The following is a 23273-nucleotide window of genomic DNA, read 5'->3' as shown; positions in this document are numbered from 1 at the left end:
ATGTTAATAAACAGCGCCTTATTTGTTAAAATTGGGTTAAAGTAGGCGTTTGGACAAGCTTTACTTTTTGGTTTAGACATTGAAGTCTCGTTTCGGATTAAACATATAGATCAAAAAGAAGAAAAATAGCGAAACTGCCAGAAAATATTGATAGTAGTGATTGGCATTCTGTGATTTTACCATCGTTTCGGAAGATCCCGTTTTCTTTTTCAGAGCATCGATGATTCTTTCGGGAGCTTCATTAATATTATTTCCGTCGATATACGTTCCACCTGTAGATTCTGCCATTTTTTTCAGAGCTTCAGTCTGTCTTTTGGATATTACCGTTTGTCCGGACATATCTGCTTTATACCCCATCAGCTGCCCAAATGCATATTCCGGAACCGGAGCCCCTTCATCGGAACCTATTCCTACGGAAGTGATCATAATCCCTTCTTTTTTAGCCAGTCTTATTGCTGCATCATCATTCCCTTCATTATCTTCTCCATCACTTAATAAAACGACTTTCCGGGCATCTTTATTTACATTTTTAAATTTCTGAACAGCGACTTTCATTCCATTGAGAAAATCGGTTCCCTGAATCTGCATGGAATTGGTTTCAATGGCGCCAACATACGTTTCCGCCGAAGTATAATCTGTGGTAAGCGGCATAATAGAAGTCGCCTGTCCCGCAAACATTACAATTCCCACCTTGTCATTTTTCATTCGCTGCATGGTCTGGATTATCAGATTTTTTGCTTCCGTAAGACGGCTCGGATCAATATCTTCAGCATTCATCGAATTGGAAACATCCAGCATGAATATTACATTATTCAGTTTCTGATTGGTTTTGATTTCTTCGGAACCGCTCAGCAGGTCAATAGTGGAAAAGATAAGAAAAAGCGTTCCCAACAGATACAACGCCGGAAAAAACTTAGTGAAACCTGAGCTTTTTTCAAAAAGATGCTGATGGAACTGACTGTCTGCAAAAAGTTCCCTTTTTTTCTTCTTCCACTTTAGGTAACGGACCAGAAAAATTGCCAGCAGCGGTAACAGCAGCAGCAGTAGTAAATACCAATAATTCCCTAAATACCAATCCATTAACTTAAAATTTTATATAATACCCATCTCAACAATGCATCCAGAAACAGCATTCCCAATGCAATCCACAGAAAGATTTTAAAATATTCCTGATAATTAAACAGTTTAGCCACTTTTACATCAGATTTTTCCAGCTGATTAATTTCATCGTAAACCTCTTCCAGACTTGTGTTTGATGTTGCCCTGAAGTATTTTCCGCCGGTCATCTGCGCTACTTCTTTTAAAACAGGTTCGTCAATCTTAACTTCGGTTTCGGTAAAAACAAGATCACCGAAAATATCAATCTGTGTAGGCATCAATGCATATCCGTTGGTTCCGATTCCTATAGTGTATACTTTAATGTTGTTATTTTTTGCCAGCTCTGCAGCAATAGGAGGAGGCATTGCATTTTCAATGGTATTGACTCCGTCGGTCATTAAAATAATGATCTTACTTTTGGCTTTGCTGTTTTTCAGGTGATTTACGGCTACCGAAAGCCCCTCTCCAATGGCCGTTCCCGGCTCCAGCTCCTGAAGATTAAGATTTTGCAGCTCATCGATAACCACCTGATGATCGGATGTTACGGGAACTTTTGTAAAGGCTTCTCCGGAATAGGTTACCAGCCCGATTCTATCATTGGGTCTTTTCTGGACAAATTTAACGGCAATATCTTTTAAAGCTGTAATACGGTCCGGAGTAAGATCTTTTGTAAGCATACTCAATGAAACATCCACCGAAAGCATAATGTCTATTCCTTTTGTATCGTCGCGATCCTGAGAAATGGTAAAGGTTCTGGGCCTTGCCATTGCAATAATCAATGCAGAAAGGATAATATACTTTGAAATTTTCAGCAAAAACATTACGACCCGGATTCCTCCGCTTTCGCCCATATTTTTAACGGTTGGAACTTTAATTCCTTTTCTTTTCTGGGTACTGATATCCCTGATCAGAATAGGGATCAACAATAGGAAAAGCAGCAAAAACCACGGACTGTAAAACTCAAAATCAAACATCTTTTCTCAAATTTTCGAATTCCAAATCTTTTGATGAGCGCTTTACAAATTCTCTTATATCAGCAAGGTCTTTTTCCATTGTTTCTTTATCCGGGAATGTTTTCGCAAATTTCACAAGATCACCTCTCACAAATACATCTTCTACTACCCTTTCATTTTCCTGAGAAATGGTATTGTTTTTCTTCATAAGGTCCACAAGATCATCCGTTAATAAAACATCTGCCGGTAAACGGTATTGTTTTGCAATGAATTTTCTCGAAATATCGATCAATTCTACATAAAAAGAACGATAATTTCCGGTTTCCACGTATTTTTTCTTCTGAAGAGAATCAAGCTCCTTAAGCGTCTGATTGGTTGCTACAACCGGAGAGTCCTTTGATTTCCTTCCGTATTTTATAAACATCACCACAGCAATGATCAGCGCAATAACCGCAATGGCTGCGAGAATATAAAACTTATAGAGCTGCCAATAATCGGTAACTTCAAGCTTTACTTCTTTATTATTCATGATATCATTAATCGGATCATCTTTCTGAGCGGCATTGATGACATCAATTTCATAAGGAATTGTCTTCAGTATTTTGCCTCCGACCTTGAATTCAAGCGCAGGAATAGTAAATTTTCCTTCTTCAAAAACAGCAAATTCTATCCTTCTGTAATACACATCCTGAGTCTGCGAGATACTGTCTTTCACTTCTTCAAAATGAAAAGGCAGCAACTCATTTTCCGCAGCTGCAGAAACTTTCTCGCTCTTCAGATCATTAATGGTCACTACAATATGATCTACCTCCCCGAGCGCAATGGTTTTCTTCTCCACACTGGAAGAAAGAATCTGTGAAAAAGCGCTTGCACAGAGTAAAAAACAAAATATAAATAATAATTTTTTCAATTTCAATTTAATGATTCAAAGTTTAAAGTTCAATTAAAGGTTCATAGACATTTAATTTTAGCTTTTAATTTATTTTTTCTGAAAATAATTGTACAGTAATTTCGAATAATCGGAACCTGTATCGATATTAAGAAAACTGGCTGAGCTGTTGGCAAAATCATCTTCCAAAGCTCTCAGTTTCTGCTTCTGAGCCTCTGCGAAATTATACCTCCATCTTGCATTTGATGTATTCGCCCAGACCTGATGCCCGGTTTCAGCATCATACAACAGCATATATCCCGCATCCGGAATTTCATTATCTTTTTGATCAAAAATCCTCATGCCCAGCAGCTGATGCTTTTTGGCTGCCGCTTTCAGCATTTTGGAATCATATTCATCTTCAAAATCGGAGAACATAAAAACCAGAGATTTTCTTTTAAAAATACCCATCATATACTCTAACGCTTTATCGATTTTTGCTGTTGCCGGAATATATTCCGCTGTAAGAATCGTACTGATGATTGAAAGAATATGCTTTCTCCCTTTTTGAGGAGGAATTACCCTGTATACTTTATCAGCAAAAAGAATTAATCCTACTTTATCATTATTTCCCGCGGCTGAAAAGCCAAGACTTGCCGCAATTTCTGCCACATATTCACGTTTCAGCTGATTCTTTGTTCCGTAATCCATTGAAGCGGAAATATCAACCAAAAGCATCATGGTGAGTTCTCTCTCCTCCTCCATTACTTTCACGAAAGGTTCACGGAAACGGGCTGTCTTGTTCCAGTCGATCCTGCGAATCTCATCTCCGAACTGATAAGGGCGCACTTCCGAAAAAGTCATTCCCTGTCCTTTAAAAGCACTGTGATATTGCCCCATCAAAGTAGCTTCCGTCTTCTTTCGGGTACGGATTTCTATTTGTTTGACTTTTTTTACAATATCTTTTATCTGCATATAATTGTTTAAGGTTTTTGGTTCAATGTTTTTGGTTTAAAATATTCCATTTTATTAAAAATTTAAATTGGCTTAATGGCATCAATAAACTTTAAATCTAAAACATTAAACCTTAAACTCGATTGAAACATTAAACCATTCATCATCAAATTTCGGGCTGTACTTTTTATAGAAATTAATCGCCGGCTCATTCCAATTTAAAACCTGAAAGACCATTCCGCAGTAGCGACCGGACTTTCCATATTCCATCGTAGCTTCAAATAATTTTCTCCCCACCTGTTTTCCTCTGCACCTTTCGGTCACCACCAGATCTTCAAGATAAAGTCTTCGTCCTTTCCATGTTGAATACCTATCGTAATAGAGTGAAATTCCTACAATTTCACTATTATGTTCAGCCACAAAAGCTCCCCAGACAGGAGATGCCCCAAACCCGTCTTCGATGAACTGATCTAGTGTGAGGATAACTTCACCCGATGCTTTTTCATATTCCGCAAGTTCTTTGATAAGTTTCAGCATAGAATGACAATCTTCCGGAACTGCCTTTCTAATAATCACATCATCCATTACGGAGCCTGAATTTTCGCTAAGATTCTGTTGACGATTTCTTCTGATGAAATTTCTTCCGCTTCCGCTTCGAAGGTAAGACCGATTCTGTGTCTTAAAACATCTTTTGCCAATGATTTTACATCTTCAGGAATGACAAAAGCTCTTCCTTTAAGGAATGCATACGCTCTTGAAGCGATAGCCAAATTAATTGATGCTCTCGGCGATGCCCCGAAACTGATGTAATTTTTAAGTTCCGAAAGACCATAATTTTCAGGAAAACGGGTTGCAAAAACCATATCCAGAATGTATTTTTCTATCTTCTCGTCAAGGTAAATCTGGTTAATCAGTTCTTTTGCGGCAACAATATGTTCAAGTGAAATAACCGGTTTCACGGTAGGCTGATGAGAGGTTGATACCATTCTCATTACCATTCTTTCATCTTCAAATTTAGGATAGTCGATCGTACATTTGAGCATAAAACGGTCGCTTTGTGCTTCCGGCAAAAGATAAGTACCTTCCTGGTCAATTGGGTTTTGGGTTGCCAATACCAGGAACGGCTTCGGCAGCTTCATCGTTTCGTCACCAATGGTTACCTGCTTTTCCTGCATTACCTCTAAAAGAGCAGACTGAACTTTCGCAGGTGCACGGTTGATCTCATCTGCCAGTACGAAATTGGCAAAAACAGGACCTCTTTTTATGGAAAAATCATTTTCTTTAACATTGTAAATCATGGTTCCCACCACATCGGCAGGCAACAGATCCGGAGTAAACTGAATTCTTGAAAATTCACCATCAACAGCATCTGCAAGTGTTTTTATGGCAAGTGTTTTCGCTAATCCGGGAACACCTTCCAAAAGAACATGTCCATTCCCTAAAAGACCGACCAAAAGACGGTCTATCATATATTCCTGACCGATGATTACTTTATTGATTTCTTCGCGGAGACGGGAAAAATGGAAGTTGGCTTCTCTTACCTGCTCGGTTAGCTGACGAATATCTTCTGCTTGATATGTATCTGACATAGTCTAATTAAAATAATTGGTAAATTTCTAATAAATACTTGCATAAATCAACCCAAACAATGCTATTTTTGAGTTAAAGTTTGTTAAATATTCCGGCATTACTGCGAGATTGAAAATAAATGAAACCGTAATTAAAGGTAATAATAAAATAGATTTTCATAAAAATATATAAATTTTGGTGGAATCATCTGTTCAAAAATTGTCATTTCCAGTTTATTAAACTATTTTTGGTGATTAAAAATTTTGCAAAGTGAATTATCATTTTCAGGCCCACAGACAAGTGCGGAAGAACCTTCTGGATATTTTACAGAATACTTCTCATGAAGATCTTTTGCTGATTCCGGACGGCTTCAACAACAATATTTACTGGAACATTGCGCATACCGTTGCTACTCAGCAGCTTCTGCATTACTACCTGAGCGGTAACCCTTTCAGAATTGATAAATATTGGATCGAAACCTACAAAAAAGGAACTTTACCAAATCTGAATGTTCAGAAGTCGGAAGTTGAAGATCTTGAATTTCTTTTGACAGAGACTTCAAAGATTTTAATGAGGGATTATGACAGCGATTTCTTTTCGGATTACACTCCGTACACCACAAGTTTCGGAATGGATCTTAAAAGCATTCAGGATGCCATCATTTTCAACAATATGCACGAAAGCCTGCATTACGGCTATACAATGGCACAAAAAAGAGCAATTTTAGGAGAAAAAGGAAGATAGTTAAGGTGAATTGCTTCGCAGTGAATGGTAAATAGTGAATTTTTTCTAACACCGACTAAGAAGCAGATTGACAATGACATTTCACAATTTAAAATATCAAAATGACAGATAAAAAAGACGATTTTATTTTCGGGCTGCGTCCCGTAATTGAAGCTATTGAAGCGGGAAAAACAATTGACAAGGTCTTTGTGCAGAATGCACTTCAAGGGCCTATTTATGCTGAGCTTAAAGCCATTTTAGCCAAAAATAAAATCCGTCCCAATTATGTTCCGGTTGAAAAACTGAACCGTTTTACCAGAAAAAACCATCAAGGTGTGGTGGCTTTTATTTCAGATGTGCCTTTTCATAAAGTGGAAGATATTGTTCCTCAATTATTTGAAGAAGGGAAAACGCCTTTCCTATTGATTTTAGACCGGTTAACGGACGTCCGAAATTTCGGGGCCATCTGCAGAACGGCAGAATGTGTGGGAGTAGATGCCGTAATCATTCCTGAAAAAGGAGCAGCACCAATTAATTCCGATGCGATAAAAACATCTGCAGGAGCTCTTTACAACGTAAAAATATGTAAGGCACCCAATCTTGCTCATGTGGTAGATTTTCTTCAACAGAGCGGCATATCCGTATTTGCAGCTAGTGAAAAAGCAGAAAAATTAATTTATGATGTTAATTTTACAGAGCCTTGTGCAGTCGTGATGGGTAATGAGGAAACAGGAATTTCAAAAGAAGTACTTCATCATTCAGATGAGAAAATAAAATTACCGATAGAGGGAAAAACCCAGTCGCTGAATGTTTCCGTGGCTTGTGGAGCGATCCTGTATGAAGCGGTAAGACAGAAAATGACTGCAAAAGCAGGACTATAGCAAATTATATGAAAGTAGTAAAATTTAAAAAAAATTCAATGAAAAATATAGCAGCATTAGCGCTGATCTCAACAATAGCTTTGGTTTCTTGTAATAAAAAAGAAACGGCAAAAATCACGAAAATAGATCCTAAAACCGGGAAAACAATTACAGTGGAAGTTCCTGCCGATTCGGTTGCAAAAGTGGAAGAAAATCCGGCGATAAAAGATTCTGCAGGAATTTACAAGCAGACGTTTAAACTGGAAAAAGGGAAAACTTATCCTTTGACTACTTACCAGAGAGATACAAAAACCATGACTGACCCTACAGGGAAAACGCTGAACGGAACCAGTGAGGCAACAGATGAAATGTCTTTTACCGTAAACGATATCAAAGGAAATGTGTATGATATTACCCTGAACCTGATTTCAAAAAGAAACTCTCAGACCTCACAGGGAAAAACAATCGTTGTCGACACCAAATTGCCGATACCGAAAGAAGACGACCTGAAAATGATCTGGAATATCAACAGAGCGCTTACCGGAAATAAGCTGAGCATGAAGATGGATACCAAAGGAAACGTTATTTCAATCACAGGCTTTGATGCGGTTTACAACAAAGTAGGTAATTCTGTAGGAACACTTGTAAAAGATAAAAACCAGAAAGAAAGCATTATTGAAAGTCTTAAAGAATCATTCAACGAAAAGGTTCTGAAAGACCAGTTCAATAAAAACCTTACCATCATTCCGAAAAAAGGAGTAAAAGTTGGAGAAAAATGGACCAACAGTGAAAATGCCGATGCACAGGGCAAAATCAAAGTAACCTCCAACTATGTACTAAAAAGCGTAGGCAACGGTATTGCTGAAATTGCCGTAACCGGAGGGATTCCTAAAAAAGTAGAAAAGCAGAATCAGGGTGAGGTAACGCACAGTTTAAGCAGTGAACTCAGCCAGAGCGGAACCATAAAGTTTGACCAGAATACAGGATGGATCAGTAATCAGAATATTTCTGTGAAAACAACACAGATCGAAACCATTTCAAACGGTAAAGAATCCCAATCCATGAAAAGTGTTTCCAATTCTTCTGTGATGGTAAATCCGTCTGCAAAATAAAAGTTTCAAATTCAAGGTTCGAGGTTTAAGTTTTCAATTCTGTAAATAAAACTTTAAACCTTGAACCCAAAACATTTAATTATTATGAAATATATTTTTGAGCTGGTATTGGCCGCCATTATTATTTTCTTTGTATGGAATATTCTTAAAAGGATATTCTTTAAAACATTTTATAGTTATAGATTTAATAATAACAATCAAAATAATAAGCAGCAGGATATACAAAACTCAAATAAAAACAATATCAACTGGGATGCTGAAACCGTAGATTACGAAGAAGTAAAAGACAGCACTGATAAAGGTAATTCCGAAAATAAAAGATAATAACCATCACATGGCGAAAAATAAAAACTTGATTTATATTGCGATTTCAATAATTGCATTTATAGTTTTAGCATTTTTATACTCCACTCCTGTTTTTACGGGAAAACAGCTTTTCCAGCATGATATCGTGCAATATCGAGGTGGCGCAAAAGAACTTATTGATTACAGAGCCGACACCGGAAAAGAAACCTACTGGAGCGACTCTATGTTTGGAGGGATGCCTACCTATCAGATGGGAAGCCGTTTTAAAGGAGATATTATTAAAAATATAGATTCTGCCCTCAACTTTTTCCCGAGGCCGGTCAATTATATTTTTATGCTTTTCGCCGGCTTTTTCTTATTAGGAATGGTTGCCGTCAGAAACTGGAAATATGCTCTTTTGGGAGCGTCTTTTTTTGGTCTTTCCACCTATTTTTATATCGCCATTGCGGCAGGACACAACGGTAAAATAAATACCATTGAATATTTTGCGCCGCTTCTTGCCGGAATTTTACTCGTCTACATCCGGAGACAATATATCTGGGGATTCATTGTAACTACCCTTTTTATGGGACTTCAGATTGCAGCGAACCACCCACAGATGACGTATTATCTGTTCCTGGCGTTAGGATTTTTATTCTTGTCTGAATTAATTCGCGCCATTCAGAAAAAAATTCCGATGAAACATTTTCTGATTTCATCAGGAATTATCGCTGCTGCATGCATTATCGGTGTCGGAATGAACTCCCAGAGAATCATGGCCAACTCCGAATATGTGAAAGAAACAGTTCGAGGAAAGCAGATCTTAACAAACGACAGCAACACCGGAGGAAATTCGGGGATGGATAAAGAAAGTATGCTGATGTGGAGCTACGGAAAACTGGAGACCCTGAACCTTTTCATTCCGAGACTGATGGGCGGCGGAAGCCAGGAGCCGGAAGGAAAGGAAATGATGACCAGAGTACAGGAGCTTGTTCAGGAAAATGTCGGCTCTCAGGCTGAGATGGACAGAATTTCCAAAGGTTTCGGAAGCATTACCTATTGGGGGGACCAGCCGGGAACTTCAGGACCTGCCTATCAGGGAGCAATTGTCTGCTTTTTAGCGCTTTTAGGTTTTTTCTTTGCCTGGAAAAAATACCGTTACTGGATTCTTGGAGCAACGGTTCTGACGATCTTTTTAGCCTGGGGAAGCAATTTTATGGCGCTTTCCGACTTTTTTATTGACTTCGTTCCTTTTTATAATAAATTCAGGGCTCCGTCATCTATTTTGGTGGTTGTAGAGCTTTTATTTCCTTTAATTGCAATTATCGGATTGTACAGATTTTTTAAAGACAATGAATTAACCCAGGAATACAAGCAGAAAATTCTTCTTTATGTTGGAGGCGGAACGCTTGGTTTTGTACTGATTTTACTAATTTTTGGTAAATCTTTATTAGGATTCCATACCGAGAATGAAAAAACATATCTTCCCCCTTTCCTACTGGATTATCTGGTTGAAGAACGGTTCAAACTATTCAGGATTGATGCCATTAAAGCCTTTATTTATGTTGCAATTGCTGTAGGTGCTTTATTTATGGTTTTAAAGCAGAAACTCAATCAGAATATTGCTTTGGTAATCATTGGAATCGTAAGTTTATTTGATCTTTGGACCGTCAACAAACGTTACCTTAATGATGATAATTATGTTGATAAAATATTTGCAGAAAATCCTTTTCAGACGGAAAGCTCAGACCTTATGGCAGACAAAGTTCAGGGAAATCCGAATCTTGAACCGATCCTGGCAAATGTAAACGTCAACAAGACATTGGAAACCATTGCTGAAAAAGACAAAACGCATTACAGAATTTTCAATAATATTTTAGGAACGTTCAGCGAAACCAATACCTCTTACTTTAAATCTTCCATCGGTGGATATCACGCAGTGAAACTGAGAAGGTATGATGATGTGATCAATGAATATTTCCAGATTATGGATTCTGTAAAAGTTCCGAATATCTTGAATCTTCTGAATGCAAAATATCTGGTGTTGGGTGGTCCGGAGCAGCCACAGGCCATTCCAAACCCGAAGGCCAACGGCAACGCATGGTTTGTAAGCGACCTTAAATTTGTAGAATCGCCCAATCAGGAAATCAAATCAATTGGTGTAATCGACAGTAAGAAAACCGCAGTTATTGCTTCATCTGATAAAAAATATTTTGACGGAAAAACGGTTCAGCCAGACTCTACAGCTTATATCAATTTAACGAAATACCAACCGAACGAACTGGAATTTAAATCTCAATCAAAGACACCGCAGCTCGCTGTATTTTCAGAGATTTATTATCCTCATGGATGGAAATTCTTAATTGATGAAAAAGAAGTTCCGTATATCAAGGCAGATTATCTTCTCCGTGCGGTACATGTTCCTGCAGGAAACCACAACATAAGGATGTTTTTCGAACCGGAAGTCATAGAAAAAGGTAAGTGGATTTCATTAATTTGCTTCGGATTGTTTATTCTTTTGAGTGGAGTCGGAATTTATGTTCTTTACAACAAAAGAGACAAAAGACAAGTTGAGGCTATTTAGTATTTTAGAGGTTTAAATTCTGAAAAGCTGTATATTGATGATTACCCAAAAGTACATAACCGATCTTACCTATAGAATTAACGGAGCCTGCATTGAGGTTCATAAGATCTTGGGTGCAGGACTGGCAGAAATTGTGTATCATAGAGCTTTGGAAAAGGAATTTAAATTAAGAAATATTGAATACAAATCTGAATTTCAAATTCCTGTGGTTTACAAAAATGAAAATTTAAATTGTGATTTTAAATGCGATTTTTTAATTGAAGATTTAATTGTTCTGGAAATAAAATCCGTATCATCTATCTTGGAAATACATAAAGCTCAGGTTATAAATTACATCAATTTATTAAAAGCTCCAAAAGGAATTCTTGTAAATTTTAATGTTAAATATTTATCATTTTGGTCAGGAGACATTTATAAATAAGTACTTTGATCAATATGACTAAAAAATAATATATCATTTAACCGCAAAAGAAACAAAAGAAGATAATATTGAAAAGTTTATTCAAAAGTTTGCAAAATGTATTCTTTGAGTTTTGCTCTCTTTTGAACACTAAAACAACAAGCATCTTTTGCATCTTTTGCATCTTTTGCGGTTAAAAATAATTATAAATGAACTCTCCGAAAAAAATACTCATCATCACCTATTACTGGCCGCCGGCGGGAGGTCCTGGTGTGCAAAGATGGTTGAAATTTGCGAAATATCTCCCTGATTTCGGGTGGAAACCAGTGGTCTACACTCCGGAAAACCCGAGCTATCCTTTATTGGATGACAGCTTAATGAAGGATGTTCCAAAAGATCTTGAAATCGTAAAAACAAAAATCTGGGAGCCTTACCAGCTTGCCGAAAAACTCAACAAAAGCAATAAAAAATTCAAAGCCGGGCAATTTGACGTCGGTAAAAACCAGAGTTGGAAGTCTAAGCTTTCGATCTGGGTAAGAGGTAATTTTTTCATTCCGGATGCAAGGGTTTTCTGGGTGAAACCTTCCGTTAAATTTTTAGAACATTATTTAAAAGAAAACAAAATAGATGTCGTTGTAACCTCGGGACCGCCGCATTCGCTTCATCTGATTGGTTTAAACCTCAAAAAAAAGCTTCCCCACCTAAAATGGATCGCCGATTTCAGAGATCCGTGGACCGAGATTTCCTATTACAAACATTTGAAATTAACCAAAAGCTCCGACCGGAAGCATCGCCAACTGGAAAGTGAAGTTTTCAGGAATGCAGATATTACTTTGGCTACAAGTTACACCGACGCAGAAAATTTCAGGAAAAACGGAGCCAATTCGTTTTGTATTACGAATGGATTTGATGAAACCGATTCACAAACAATAAGCTCAGACTCTAAACCGATCTGCCCCTCAAACACTTCAGCTTTCACATTGAGTTATATCGGTGTGCTCGAACAACTGAGAAATCCGGAAAATCTCTGGAAAGCGCTTAATGATCTTGTGTGTCAGAATGCAGATTTTGCCAAAAATTTTGTCCTGAAATTTGCAGGAAGAATTGATGATAAAATTTTAACTGATATAGAAAATTCAGCCTTAAAAAATCATATCCTGAATCTTGGTTATTTGTCGCACGATAAAGCAATCGAAGAAATGCAGACCTCCGATATTTTATTGATTACCAATTTCCCGAACGAATCATCTAAGGGAATCATTCCGGGGAAAATTTTTGAATATCTTGCAACCGGAAAACAGATTATTTCTTTTGGTCCGGATGATGCGGATGTTTCAAGAATATTAAATGAAACTCAGGCAGGAATGCATTTCAGTTATGATGATACCGATACAATCAAAGATTTTATACTGGAAAAATTCAAGCTTTGGAAAAATGGGAATCTTTCTGAAAATACAACAAACATTGAGCAGTTTTCCAGAAGGAATCTTACGAAGAGGCTGGCTGAGATTTTGGAATAAGGCTAAGATTTAATTAAGGCTAAGATTAAGGTTAAAGTTATACCTAATTTTTAAATCGTCCACTGGTCATTAATAACCCCGACCAGATAATATTTGCCCTGATATTCTTCAAAAACAAGACGGAGACATTTCCAGTCCATGCCTGCATTTGCTTCGGAACCCTTGATAAAATTTTCCGTAAAATCAGCGTCAGGATATATTTTCTTTAAATTATTCAGTGAGTTTCCACTGCCCTGAAATTCGTTTAATGAAAATTGTCCCATCGCAAAATCTGTTGAATAGACCCATTTTCCGAGATAATCATTAATGGTGGTTTTGTACAGATCTCCGCTCCCGTCCATAGAGCCCCACGTAAAAATGGTTTTGCCAGGCTGATATTTTTTAAAATCAGCCTTAGAAAATTTTTTATCCTCTGCAGGATTTATAAAAGCATACATGGAAAAACGAACTCCTTTCTGAGGATGTATATATTCTGAAAAATTGTTGTAATTTTTCTCTTTCAGAGAATGAATAATTCCCTCATTCAACTTTTTGAGCGATTCTTCTTTGCTTACCAAGGCATTATTCAGGATTGTGTTTTTGGCACTGTCAGTAACTTTTCCGGAAGAATCTGTATGATCATTGACAAATTTCTGAGGGTTTTTCTTACAGGCTACCGAACTTAGGATAATGATCAAAAAGAATATCTTTTTCATGATTTTAAAAATGTCTTTCTGAATTCTCCAAAAACAATACCACCTTTCAGATTAGGCAGTTTCTCATTATACAAATTCGGATAGATATTAAATATCGGAAGTATTGTTTTTTGTGAGTTCTAAGACCGGTTTTCCTGCTTCATTTTTGTAATTTTGTGTTATGGAAACGTTGGATATTCTCATCATCGGAGGTGGCCCGATAGGACTGAACTGTGCGCTGGAGGCCCAGAAAAATAATCTCAGCTATGTTATTATCGAAAAGGGAACAATTGTTAACTCGCTATATAACTACCCTTTGTATATGCGGTTTTTCTCCACTGCCGAGAAGCTTGAAATCGGTAGAATTCCTTTTATTTCTACAGCCCCGAAGCCCGGAAGACAGGAAGCATTGGAATATTACCAAGGCATTGCAAGGCAAAGGGATGTCAACATCAATCTTTATGAAAAAGTAGAAAAAATAATTCGCCAAGAAGAGTTTTTCAATATTGAAACAACCAAAGGAAAATATACGGCTAAAAACGTCATCATCTCAACAGGGTTTTACGATATTCCGAATATGATGAATATTCAGGGAGAAAATTTGCCTAAAGTAAAACATTATTATACCGAACCTTACCCATACGCAAAACAGAAAATCGTTGTCGTTGGATCCAGCAATTCTGCGGTTGATGCTGCCCTGGAAACATACAGAAAGGGCGCTGAAGTAACGATGATTATCCGGCATTCTGAAATTTCCAAGAGTGTAAAATATTGGGTAAAGCCTGATATTGAAAACAGGATTTCAGAAGGAAGTATTAGCGCTCATTTCAATTCTGAATTAATGGAAATCAAGGAAAAAACGGTTATTTTTAAAGACGAAAAGGGTAAAATTAATGAAATCGAAAATGATTTTGTGCTGGCGATGACGGGCTATCTTCCCGACTTTGACTTCCTGAGAAATTCCGGAATTGAGCTACAGGGAGAATGTCTCAACCCTTTGTACAATAATGAAACAATGGAAACCAATATTCCGAATTTATATCTTGCCGGGGTTGTATGCGGAGGAAAAGACACGCATCTCTGGTTTATTGAAAATTCCAGAATTCATGCGGAAATGATTATTGGGGATATTCTCTCAAAGTAGTTCAAGCAAAAAGCTTCCGCAAATTACACAAATCACTCAGATTTTCTGACTTAAAACTGTTTGTGTAATTAAAAATCCATCTTTACTCCGAAAATAAAATTCCTTTTAGCAGCCGGATTATAATAGCGATTCCCGAAAGCATTGATATCAAAGCCGGAAACATAATCTTCATTATAAAGATTTTGTATCTGCAGGAACAAATTTAGTCTTGTTCTGTCAAGCTCAAATGGAAATCTGAACTGTATATTTCCCACAAGACTGGGTTCCGACCACACGGAATTGGCATCGTTCAGTGGGATTTTTGAGGTGTAAAAATGTGAATAATCTACAGCAAGTTTTTTAAACAAAACAAAGTTCAGCAGGCTGTTTACAGTCGTCCTTGGGACACCAGTCAGATCATTTCCTGAATAATCAGCATCGTTCTGGCGGTAATTTTCAAAGGTAAACCGGTAAAAACTTCCCGACATTCTGAATTTAAAAAAGCTGAAAATATTATTTTTAAGATTAAAACTTTTAGATTCCAACAACAACTCTATACCTTTCTGAACAGTTTCTCCGGAATTAACAAAAAATTCCTGACCAGCATCATTCTGTCGTCTAACAATGGCATCTTTCATCCTGAAATCAAAATAACTTCCTTCCAAGAAAATTGAATTTCCGAACTGTTTCCGTATTCCGAATTCTTTATTCCACCCGTATTCCGGCATAAGATCTACGTTAAACTGCTGATCGGATGCACGTATTTCTTCATTGGTCGGTGCAGAATTACCCTTCCCTATTTTTGCACGCACCGAAAAGCCTTTTCCTATAAGATAATTTAATCCGAAGTTAGGCAGCCATTGGTTTTTAAACTGAACCCTTCCGTTTTCGGGACGGGGAAACGTTCTTTCCCATTCATAAGCATTTGAGTTCAGGCTTAAAGAAATATCAGTGAAAAGTTTGCCGGCAATATTGAGCTTTTGCGAAAGGAAATAAAATCCGGAGGTATTTTTAATCTTATCGAAATTCTGTGGATTACCTTCTGTTCCGCGATTATTATCATAATTCTTAACCTGAATATCATTGATTCCTCCTTCAAAACCGAGACGGTACGCCAAAGAGATATTTGTCCAATTTTTCTCATAATTAAAGTGAGTACGCAGAGCGATATTTTTCTCAAAACGGTTTTCAAAATTGGTGATAAACGGATTTTCAAAATCTACGTAAGATCCCTGAACAAGAATGAAATGTGAAAAATTCCTATTAAAATTATACTCGTTTGAAAGCCCTGCTAAAATCATCTTATTACGAATTCCTGCATCCTGATCTTTAGCACCGGGAACTGTTTTTGTAGCGGGTCTTGCCTGCTTCCTGTTGAGTTCCATCTGCTCTAAAGTGAGTCCGCCCGGCGTCTGGTAATCAAGATCAGCATACAAAATCATGGCTTTTAAAAGACCTTGCTCTGAATATTGAAAATTATCTTTCAGGAATATTTGTTTTCGTAAAACTTTAGACTGTTCGCGGTAGGAATCTGTCTGGTAATAATTCTGAAAAATTTCAACAAAATGTTTTCCCAATTGTCTGGAAAGGTTAAAGCTTTGATTAAAAGTTCCATAGCTTCCCACCGCGAGATTAGCGGACGTATTTTCGGAACTTGTGGTTTTCAGGAGTACGGTTCCGCCTGTAACGGCTCCGTAATCGCCACCTTCAGGTCCTTTATAAATTTCCATTCTTTTGATGAGCTCCGGAGAAATCACATTAAAATAGGTATTTCCCGAAGCATCTGAAAAAATAAAATCATCCAGATACACTTTTACATTCCGCACACCGAACGGAGAACGGAGGGTGCTGCCGCGAAGAGAAATGCGGTAACTTCCGGGAGAGCGTTCTTCCATCCTTGCACCGGCAATCTGGTTGATAGATTCCAGCATTCTTTCCGGTGGATTCTGGTTGATCAGATTTTCTGAAACGACAGACACTGATTTAGTGGAAGAAATAAAAGCTGCCGGCTTTTTGTAGGCATCAATCTGCACTTCTGAGATCAGTTCTGCAGAGTCTCTTTTCTGTGCCGATAATAAAGCTGTAAAAATTGTTGGCAGAAGAATGTAGATTTTTTTCATTGCTGTTGTGTAAGCAAAAATTGTTCTTTTTATTCTAATATTTTTAAAATTTTATGGTGGTCTTGTGATTTTTTTACCACAGATTTCCACGGATTGGCGCAGATTATTTTATCCTAAAAGCTTATGTTAAAAATTGTTGAGATGCTTAGGAATGAAATGTGTTGGGTTGATGATGTAATATTTTGATTTTCCCGCAGATTTCACGGATGGCGCAGATTTTTTATACTGTATTTTACACGCAGGAAGAAATAATACATAATTATTTGTGTGAGCTGTTTAATCTGTGCAATCTGTGGGAAATTATAAAATAGTTCACTGTTATCAAATTTATATCTGAAAAGCTTTTTTTGAATTGCCACCTTCGCGTGAGGGATGCGGCGGGCGGCGACGAAGGAGCCGGTGCGAGCGAGGAACGAGCGAGTACGGAAGCGAAGCGTACCCCAAAGCAGCCCGACCCGAATTGTCAGGGGAAACCTCATAGGTTTTTAAAACCTATGAGGTTTAGCTTTGAATGAGGGACACGCCCAAAATCTAGTCAGCCTGCTTTCTGTCGCCCACCATCCACGGAACGATAAAGTAAAATGCAACAGCAATCACTGTTGCCAAAATCCCGGTCCCGATCCATAATGTTGTAAATCCAAGTTTTTCCGCTATTAAAGTTCCCAAATAAGGGGTAACGATAAATGCGATGGAAAAAGAAATACCGTTCAGTCCCATGTACGCACCTTTGTTGTTCTTCCCGGACCGCAGTGCGGTAATGGTTGACATAAACGGCAGTGCCCAGATTTCACCGACACACAGCAGGCTCATGGAAATAACCAGCGTAATAATACTATGATCAAATCCCAGCATTGCATAGGAAAGTCCGCAGATAAAAGTTCCCAGAAACATTGTTACGGCCAGGCTGAAATATTTTTCAGCAACCTGAACGAGACCCATTTCCAGCAAAACCACCAGAAATCCGCTATAGCCAAGAATGTAACCAATACTTTGCTGGCTGAGATGAGCGGTGTCTTTATAAAAAATAGTTAATGTACTGAATAACTGAAAAAAACAGATGGAAAAAAGCATGCAGAAAAAACAATATATTAAAAATTTGCCATCGCGATACGGCGAACTATCTTTTTTAATTTCGATTATTTCTTTTACTTTTTTAGCTTTCAGTCTGGCGATTTTGTTCCGTTTTTTAAAAAATATAATGTATAGAATACCCGCCGATAAAGCTGTTAAAGCATTAGCAAAGAACAGGAATTCGTAAGAAATAGCCGACAGGATTCCACCCAAAGCAGGACCAATGGAAAATCCCAAATTGACGGCCATCCTGTTTAATGAAAATGCCCGCGTAATGTTTTCGGGTTTTGCATATTTGGTGATGGCTACAGAGTTAGCAGGACGAAAAGCGTCACTCACAATACTTTGCGCCAATATAATAGCTGCAACACCTATTTCTGTTTTGAAAATAGGAATCAGGCAGAATAAAGGAACACTCAGCAATAAGCTGAAAGACTGCACTTTGTACTCACCGATCTTATCTGTGATGAATCCGCCTAACCAGGAACCGATAACGGAGCCTATTCCGAAAAAGCTCAGCACAATTCCTGTATTTTCTATGCTGAAATGCAGATGATTGGTCATGTAAACTCCCAAAAAAGGAAGTACCATCGAGCCGGCCCGGTTGATGAGCATCACCAGCGCCAGCATCCAGCTTTCTTTTGAAAGCCCTTTGAATGAGTTTGTATATAAATATATAATTTTCATGATTTTATATTTTAATAGGACTTTATCCTATTTTGGTTTATATCGTCTCTTCGGGACTATTTTCTTTACTATTATCATTGTTTAAACAAAAAAACAGGACTTAAAAAATTAAGCCCTGTTTCATTTATATTAATATAAATAATTTATTACTCCGGCTTATAAGAGTCTTTTAAGGTCACAGTTCTGTTGAAGACCAAATTGTCTTCGGTAGAATCCTGATCTTTTGTGAAGTAGCCAATTCTCTGGAACTGAAGCGGTGCTCCTACTTCCACATCTTTAAGGTTTGGCTCTGCGAATCCTTTTACCACGGTTACGGATTCCGGGTTAATGAAATTAAGGAAATCAACATCCTTTTCTGCATCCGGCTGTTCTACGGTAAACAGTTTATCGTAATTCCTGATCTCTACAGGAATCGCATGATTGGCAGAAACCCAGTGAATGGTTCCTTTTACTTTTCTTAAGCTTTCTTCCGTTCCGCTGCCCGACTTGGACTTTTCGTCGTAGGTTGCATAGATGGTGGTGATGTTTCCGTTTTCATCTTTTTCTACTCTTTCACCCTTAATGATATACGCAGATTTTAAACGGACTTCTCCTCCCAGTTTCAGTCTGAAAAATTTATTGTTGGCTTCTTCCTTGAAATCTTCACGTTCAATATACAGCTCTCTTGAGAAAGGTATTTCTCTTGTTCCTGCATCTTCCTGCTCCGGATTGTTTTCCGTTTCCAGCCATTCTTCTTTTCCTTCCGGATAGTTTTCAATAATTAGTTTTACGGGATCAACAACGGTCATGACACGTTTTGCTACTTTATTTAAGTCTTCACGAACGCAGAATTCCAACAACTGAATCTCAATAAGGTTTTCCCTTTTGGCAACTCCTACTTTTTCAATAAAATTCCTGATCGCTGTTGCCGTATATCCTTTTCTTCTCATTCCTGAAATGGTAGGCATTCTGGGATCATCCCAGCCGTTCACTACTTTTTCAGCAATCAGCCTCTGAAGTTTTCTTTTAGAAGTGATCATGTAAGAGACATTCATTCTTGCGAATTCTCTTTGCTTATTCCTTACTTTTGTTTCATCATATACCTGATCCAGATACCAGTCATACAACGGTCTGTGATTCTCAAATTCCAAAGAACACAAAGAATGCGAAATCTGTTCGATATAATCAGATTCTCCGTGCGCCCAATCATACATCGGGTAGATCTTCCAGGCTGTTCCCGTTCTGTGGTGAGGTCTTCTTAGGATCCTGTACATCACAGGGTCACGCATGTTCATATTCGGAGACGTCATGTCTATTTTTGCACGGAGCGACATAGAGCCTTCCTCAAACTCTCCGTTTTTCATTCTTTCGAATAAGTCTAAGGATTCTTCAACCGGGCGGTTTCTGTATGGAGATTCAACACCTGGTTCAGTAGGGTTTTTCCGCTGTTCGGTAATGACTTCAGATGGCTGCTCATCTACATAAGCCTTACCTTCTTTGATCATCTGAACAGCCCAATCGTAAAGCTGCTGGAAGTAATCGGAAGCATACAATACTTTATCCCATTTAAAACCTAACCATTCAACATCTTTCATGATAGAATCTACGAATTCCTGTTCTTCTTTTTCAGGGTTCGTATCGTCGAAACGAAGGTTCACGGGAGCATTGTATTTTTCGCCAAGCCCAAAGTTGATGCAGATCGCTTTTGTATGACCTACATGCAGATAACCGTTGGGTTCAGGCGGAAAACGGAAACGGATCTGATCTCTTTTCAGTCCGTTTGCCAAATCATCTTCGATAATTTGCTCAATAAAATTGAGTGATTTTTTTTCTTCTTCCATTGAAATTCGCTTTAGAATGCCGTATATACGACAATTTGCAAATTTAGGAAAATTTAAAGTTCTACGGAAATTATAATTTAAGGGTTTATAAGACTGCTTATTCGATATTTTAACTTATCTTCGCACTAACTAAAACCAGAGCTAAAATTATACATTATGTCCAAACTCTTCTATATTCAAAGAGACTTCTATCTTAAAAGAATCCATATTTAATTTCTAAGTCTAAGATTAACCGTAATTTAATTTTCCGTTAAGGAAAAAAGAGCAAAAACAGCCAATCTCTTCTTAAACAGGCATTTAAAATATTCTATGAAATATATCATACCCGAAGATGCCGGAGATACCATGTTATGGCACAAAGATTGCAACCAACTAAGCGCACACAATACTAAATAATATTATTATGAAAAAGGTTAAAAGAACGTTTTCTTCATTTTTAGAATACATCAGAAAGGCAATTTTCGTAGAAGATGTTATCTAGAAAAAAGAAATTTCAGGGACAATGTTATTTATCCTAATATTATTTGAAGGATAAATGTAAAAGAGTAATCTGACTGGCTCCAATCTTACAACTACATTTTAAAATATAATAATTCTCCTCTCAAATCAAGATTGGATTCGAAATTATTCACAAATAATGATCCGGTACCCAGACCCTGTGGCATCGGATTTTTTTTGGTAAAAGTGTACTGCGCGATAGCGTTCAGTCCAATGTTACTTTCCAGCGCAGAGGTGATCCACCAATCAATATTACGCTCTTGAGCTAATGAAATCCACTCGTCAGAACCTGAAAATCCTCCGATCAGCGATGGTTTTAAAATAATATACTGAGGCTTTACCCTATCCAGGAGATTGATCATTTTATCCAAATCAACAATTCCTATCAACTCTTCATCTAAAGCAATAGGTGTAGGAGTTTCCGCACACAATTCTGCCATATCGTGCCAGTTTCCTGCTTTTATGGGCTGTTCTATCGAATGAATATGTAAATCTGCCAGCTGCTGCAAAACAGTTTTGGCTTCATGTTTTGAAAAGCCTCCGTTGGCATCAACACGCAGCTCCAACATCTCTTTTGAAAATTTCTGTCTTAATTTCTGAAGAATTTCATGTTCTGATTTCCAGTCGACTCCAATTTTTAATTTGATACAATGAAATCCTTGATCCAGCTTATCCTGAATCTGTTCTTCCATATACCCTACACCTCCCATCCAAATCAAACCATTGATTACAATCGGAGTTTTACCTTCCGTAAATTCACCCGGAAAATAAAGGTTTTTACCATTTTTTACATTGAGCACCGCCTGCTCATAACCAAACCAAATTGATGGGAATTCTTTTAAATTTTCCTTTAAAAAATCATATTCCTGATCAATATTTTCGCAAAGCCATTGAAGCTTATCTTCATAATCCGGTCTGTCGTCAAAGCTCAATCCTCGGAATACCGCACATTCTCCTACTCCTTTATTTCCATTTTCTGAAATTTCGAGAATAAAAGTCTCTTTTTCAAACAAAACGCCGCGAGATGTTCCACTCGGGCGTTTGAATTTTAATATATATCTAAAATATTCTGCTGTCATTATTTTACACTGTCGATTCGCATAAATTCTTCCGCTTTCTCTACCATATCAACGCTTCCGCAGAAAAAAGGAATTCTCTGATGCAGCTCTGTCGGTTCAATTTCGAGAATTCTTCTGAATCCGTCTGTCGCTTTACCTCCGGCCTGCTCTGCAAGGAATGCCATAGGATTACATTCATATAACAATCTCAATTTTCCATTCGGCGCCTGTGAATATGAAGGATAAATATAAATCCCGCCCTTCAGCATATTTCTGTGGAAATCAGCTACAAGAGAACCAATATATCTAGAGGTATAGGGCCTGTCGCCTTCTTCCATCTGGCAATATTTAAGGTAATTTTTTACCCCTTGCGGGAATTTGATGTAATTTCCTTCGTTAATGGAGTAAATTTTACCTGTTTTAGGAAACATCATATTCGGATGAGAAAGATAATACGTCCCTAAAGAAGGATCAAGTGTAAAACCGTTTACTCCGTTTCCGGTAGTATAGACAATCATTGTCGAAGATCCGTAGATCACGTATCCGGCAGCAATCTGGTTGACCCCTTTTTGTAAAAAATCCTGAAGCTGTACCGGAGTTCCGGGCTCGGTAACTCTTCTGTAAATAGAAAAAATAGTTCCCACGGAAACATTGACATCAATATTTGACGAACCGTCCAACGGATCAATTAATACAACATATTTACTTAAGTGACCATTTTCGCCGCATTTGATATCGATGAAATCGTCATTTTCTTCAGAGGCAATTCCGCAAACCACTTCTCTTTGAGACAGAGCGGTAATAAAAATTTCGTTGGCAATAACATCAAGCTTCTGCTGCTCTTCTCCCTGAATATTCTGGTTTCCGGCAGCACCTGCAATGTCTACAATCCCGGCTTTATTTACTTCTCTGTTTACTACTTTCGAAGCCAGTCTTATCGCGCTCAGAAGACGAGAAAATTCCCCGGTAGAATACTGAAAATCATCTTGTCTGTCAATAAGAAATTCTCCTAAAGTCTGTAATGGTCTTTCTGACATATTTTCCTTTTTACGTTTTCCTCAAATTTCGTAAAATTTATCACAATTTGAAAGAATTATTAAGAAAAGAGCTTATCATTTGTTTATCAACATCATACAGCGTCACCTCATATTGTTATCCGTATCTTATCATAAAAAACAGCTCCCGAATTACCGAAGGATATCATTAAAAATTCTACCAATTGGTGATTTTAATGAAATCTTAAGTTCTCTGTGATCCAACGCTATTTCATATCTCGTTGTAAATTTATAATTTTGT

Annotated in this window: 20 protein-coding genes; 8 read left to right on the top strand and 12 right to left on the bottom strand. The window is 37.6% G+C overall.

The genetic code is table 11. From position 1 onward, the window contains the following. Positions 1 to 72: 72 nt before the first annotated feature. From HHL20_RS02320 to HHL20_RS02295, 6 genes are all read right to left on the bottom strand, one after another. Positions 73 to 1080 (bottom strand): vWA domain-containing protein, encoded by a 1008-nt coding sequence (locus tag HHL20_RS02320; RefSeq protein WP_169229579.1) that lies wholly within the window; start codon positions 1078 to 1080, stop codon positions 73 to 75. Continuing rightward, a complete protein-coding gene (locus tag HHL20_RS02315) occupies positions 1080 to 2072 on the bottom strand; it encodes a VWA domain-containing protein (RefSeq protein WP_169229578.1) in 993 nt (330 codons plus the stop codon). Before HHL20_RS02315 ends, HHL20_RS02320 begins: the two co-directional genes overlap by 1 nt. After that, positions 2065 to 2961, bottom strand: a complete 897-nt coding sequence (locus tag HHL20_RS02310; protein WP_394352912.1) for a BatD family protein — start codon at positions 2959 to 2961, stop codon at positions 2065 to 2067. The genes HHL20_RS02315 and HHL20_RS02310 overlap by 8 nt, the downstream gene beginning before the upstream one ends. A gap of 69 nt (positions 2962 to 3030) precedes the next feature. Beyond that, positions 3031 to 3894 carry a DUF58 domain-containing protein gene (locus HHL20_RS02305; protein WP_169229576.1) on the bottom strand — a complete coding sequence of 288 codons (864 nt, stop codon included), beginning with the start codon at positions 3892 to 3894 and terminating at the stop codon, positions 3031 to 3033. Positions 3895 to 3999: 105 nt separating this feature from the next. Further along, the gene (locus HHL20_RS02300) at positions 4000 to 4458 is read right to left on the bottom strand and encodes a GNAT family N-acetyltransferase (protein WP_169229575.1); all 459 of its coding nucleotides are present in this window, start codon (positions 4456 to 4458) and stop codon (positions 4000 to 4002) included. Then, positions 4458 to 5462: an AAA family ATPase gene (locus HHL20_RS02295; protein ID WP_169229574.1), complete on the bottom strand. Its 1005-nt coding sequence runs from the start codon at positions 5460 to 5462 to the stop codon at positions 4458 to 4460. Before HHL20_RS02295 ends, HHL20_RS02300 begins: the two co-directional genes overlap by 1 nt. A 250-nt stretch (positions 5463 to 5712) precedes the next feature. Between HHL20_RS02295 and HHL20_RS02290 the strand changes: the two genes are divergently transcribed. The 7 genes from HHL20_RS02290 to HHL20_RS02260 all read left to right on the top strand — a co-directional run bounded on the left by HHL20_RS02290 (position 5713) and on the right by HHL20_RS02260 (position 12926). Further along, the gene (locus HHL20_RS02290; RefSeq protein WP_169229573.1) at positions 5713 to 6186 is read left to right on the top strand and encodes a DinB family protein; all 474 of its coding nucleotides are present in this window, start codon (positions 5713 to 5715) and stop codon (positions 6184 to 6186) included. A gap of 101 nt (positions 6187 to 6287) precedes the next feature. Further along, positions 6288 to 7046, top strand: a complete 759-nt coding sequence (rlmB, locus tag HHL20_RS02285) for a 23S rRNA (guanosine(2251)-2'-O)-methyltransferase RlmB (RefSeq protein WP_169229572.1) — start codon at positions 6288 to 6290, stop codon at positions 7044 to 7046. A gap of 38 nt (positions 7047 to 7084) precedes the next feature. After that, complete coding sequence (locus HHL20_RS02280; protein ID WP_169229571.1) at positions 7085 to 8137, top strand: DUF6263 family protein; 1053 nt, start codon at positions 7085 to 7087, stop codon at positions 8135 to 8137. A gap of 84 nt (positions 8138 to 8221) precedes the next feature. After that, positions 8222 to 8461 carry a hypothetical protein gene (locus tag HHL20_RS02275; protein ID WP_169229570.1) on the top strand — a complete coding sequence of 80 codons (240 nt, stop codon included), beginning with the start codon at positions 8222 to 8224 and terminating at the stop codon, positions 8459 to 8461. A gap of 10 nt (positions 8462 to 8471) precedes the next feature. After that, positions 8472 to 11006: a hypothetical protein gene (locus HHL20_RS02270; protein WP_169229569.1), complete on the top strand. Its 2535-nt coding sequence runs from the start codon at positions 8472 to 8474 to the stop codon at positions 11004 to 11006. A gap of 37 nt (positions 11007 to 11043) precedes the next feature. Further along, a complete protein-coding gene (locus tag HHL20_RS02265; protein ID WP_228463074.1) occupies positions 11044 to 11427 on the top strand; it encodes a GxxExxY protein in 384 nt (127 codons plus the stop codon). Between the two features lie 188 nt (positions 11428 to 11615). Then, entirely contained in the window at positions 11616 to 12926 is a 1311-nt protein-coding gene (locus HHL20_RS02260) for a glycosyltransferase family protein (protein WP_169229568.1), read from the top strand. Positions 12927 to 12976: 50 nt separating this feature from the next. Here the strand turns inward: HHL20_RS02260 and HHL20_RS02255 are convergent, their stop codons facing one another. After that, on the bottom strand, positions 12977 to 13621 hold the full coding sequence (locus HHL20_RS02255; protein WP_169229567.1) for a hypothetical protein: 645 nt from the start codon (positions 13619 to 13621) through the stop codon (positions 12977 to 12979). Positions 13622 to 13781: 160 nt separating this feature from the next. On the opposite strand from HHL20_RS02255, the gene HHL20_RS02250 reads away from it, so the two are divergent. After that, positions 13782 to 14744: a YpdA family putative bacillithiol disulfide reductase gene (locus tag HHL20_RS02250; RefSeq protein ID WP_169229566.1), complete on the top strand. Its 963-nt coding sequence runs from the start codon at positions 13782 to 13784 to the stop codon at positions 14742 to 14744. Positions 14745 to 14812: 68 nt separating this feature from the next. Here HHL20_RS02250 and HHL20_RS02245 read toward each other — a convergent pair whose 3' ends face one another. From HHL20_RS02245 to fbp, 5 genes are all read right to left on the bottom strand, one after another. Continuing rightward, a complete protein-coding gene (locus HHL20_RS02245; RefSeq protein ID WP_169229565.1) occupies positions 14813 to 16843 on the bottom strand; it encodes a TonB-dependent receptor in 2031 nt (676 codons plus the stop codon). Positions 16844 to 17374: 531 nt separating this feature from the next. Continuing rightward, positions 17375 to 18601, bottom strand: coding sequence for an MFS transporter (locus HHL20_RS02240; RefSeq protein ID WP_169229564.1), 1227 nt, complete (start codon positions 18599 to 18601; stop codon positions 17375 to 17377). A gap of 146 nt (positions 18602 to 18747) precedes the next feature. Continuing rightward, a complete protein-coding gene (locus tag HHL20_RS02235) occupies positions 18748 to 20421 on the bottom strand; it encodes a glutamine--tRNA ligase/YqeY domain fusion protein (protein ID WP_169229563.1) in 1674 nt (557 codons plus the stop codon). Between the two features lie 572 nt (positions 20422 to 20993). After that, positions 20994 to 21998: an o-succinylbenzoate synthase gene (locus tag HHL20_RS02230; protein ID WP_169229562.1), complete on the bottom strand. Its 1005-nt coding sequence runs from the start codon at positions 21996 to 21998 to the stop codon at positions 20994 to 20996. After that, a complete protein-coding gene (gene fbp, locus HHL20_RS02225) occupies positions 21998 to 23014 on the bottom strand; it encodes a class 1 fructose-bisphosphatase (protein WP_169229561.1) in 1017 nt (338 codons plus the stop codon). Before fbp ends, HHL20_RS02230 begins: the two co-directional genes overlap by 1 nt. Between the last annotated feature and the right edge of the window lie 259 nt (positions 23015 to 23273).

Source organism: Chryseobacterium cheonjiense, assembly GCF_012927265.1.
Classification (GTDB): Bacteria; Bacteroidota; Bacteroidia; order Flavobacteriales; family Weeksellaceae; genus Chryseobacterium; species Chryseobacterium cheonjiense.
Note: the sequence above shows the minus strand (reverse complement) of the source record. Positions and strands in the feature narration are given on the sequence as shown.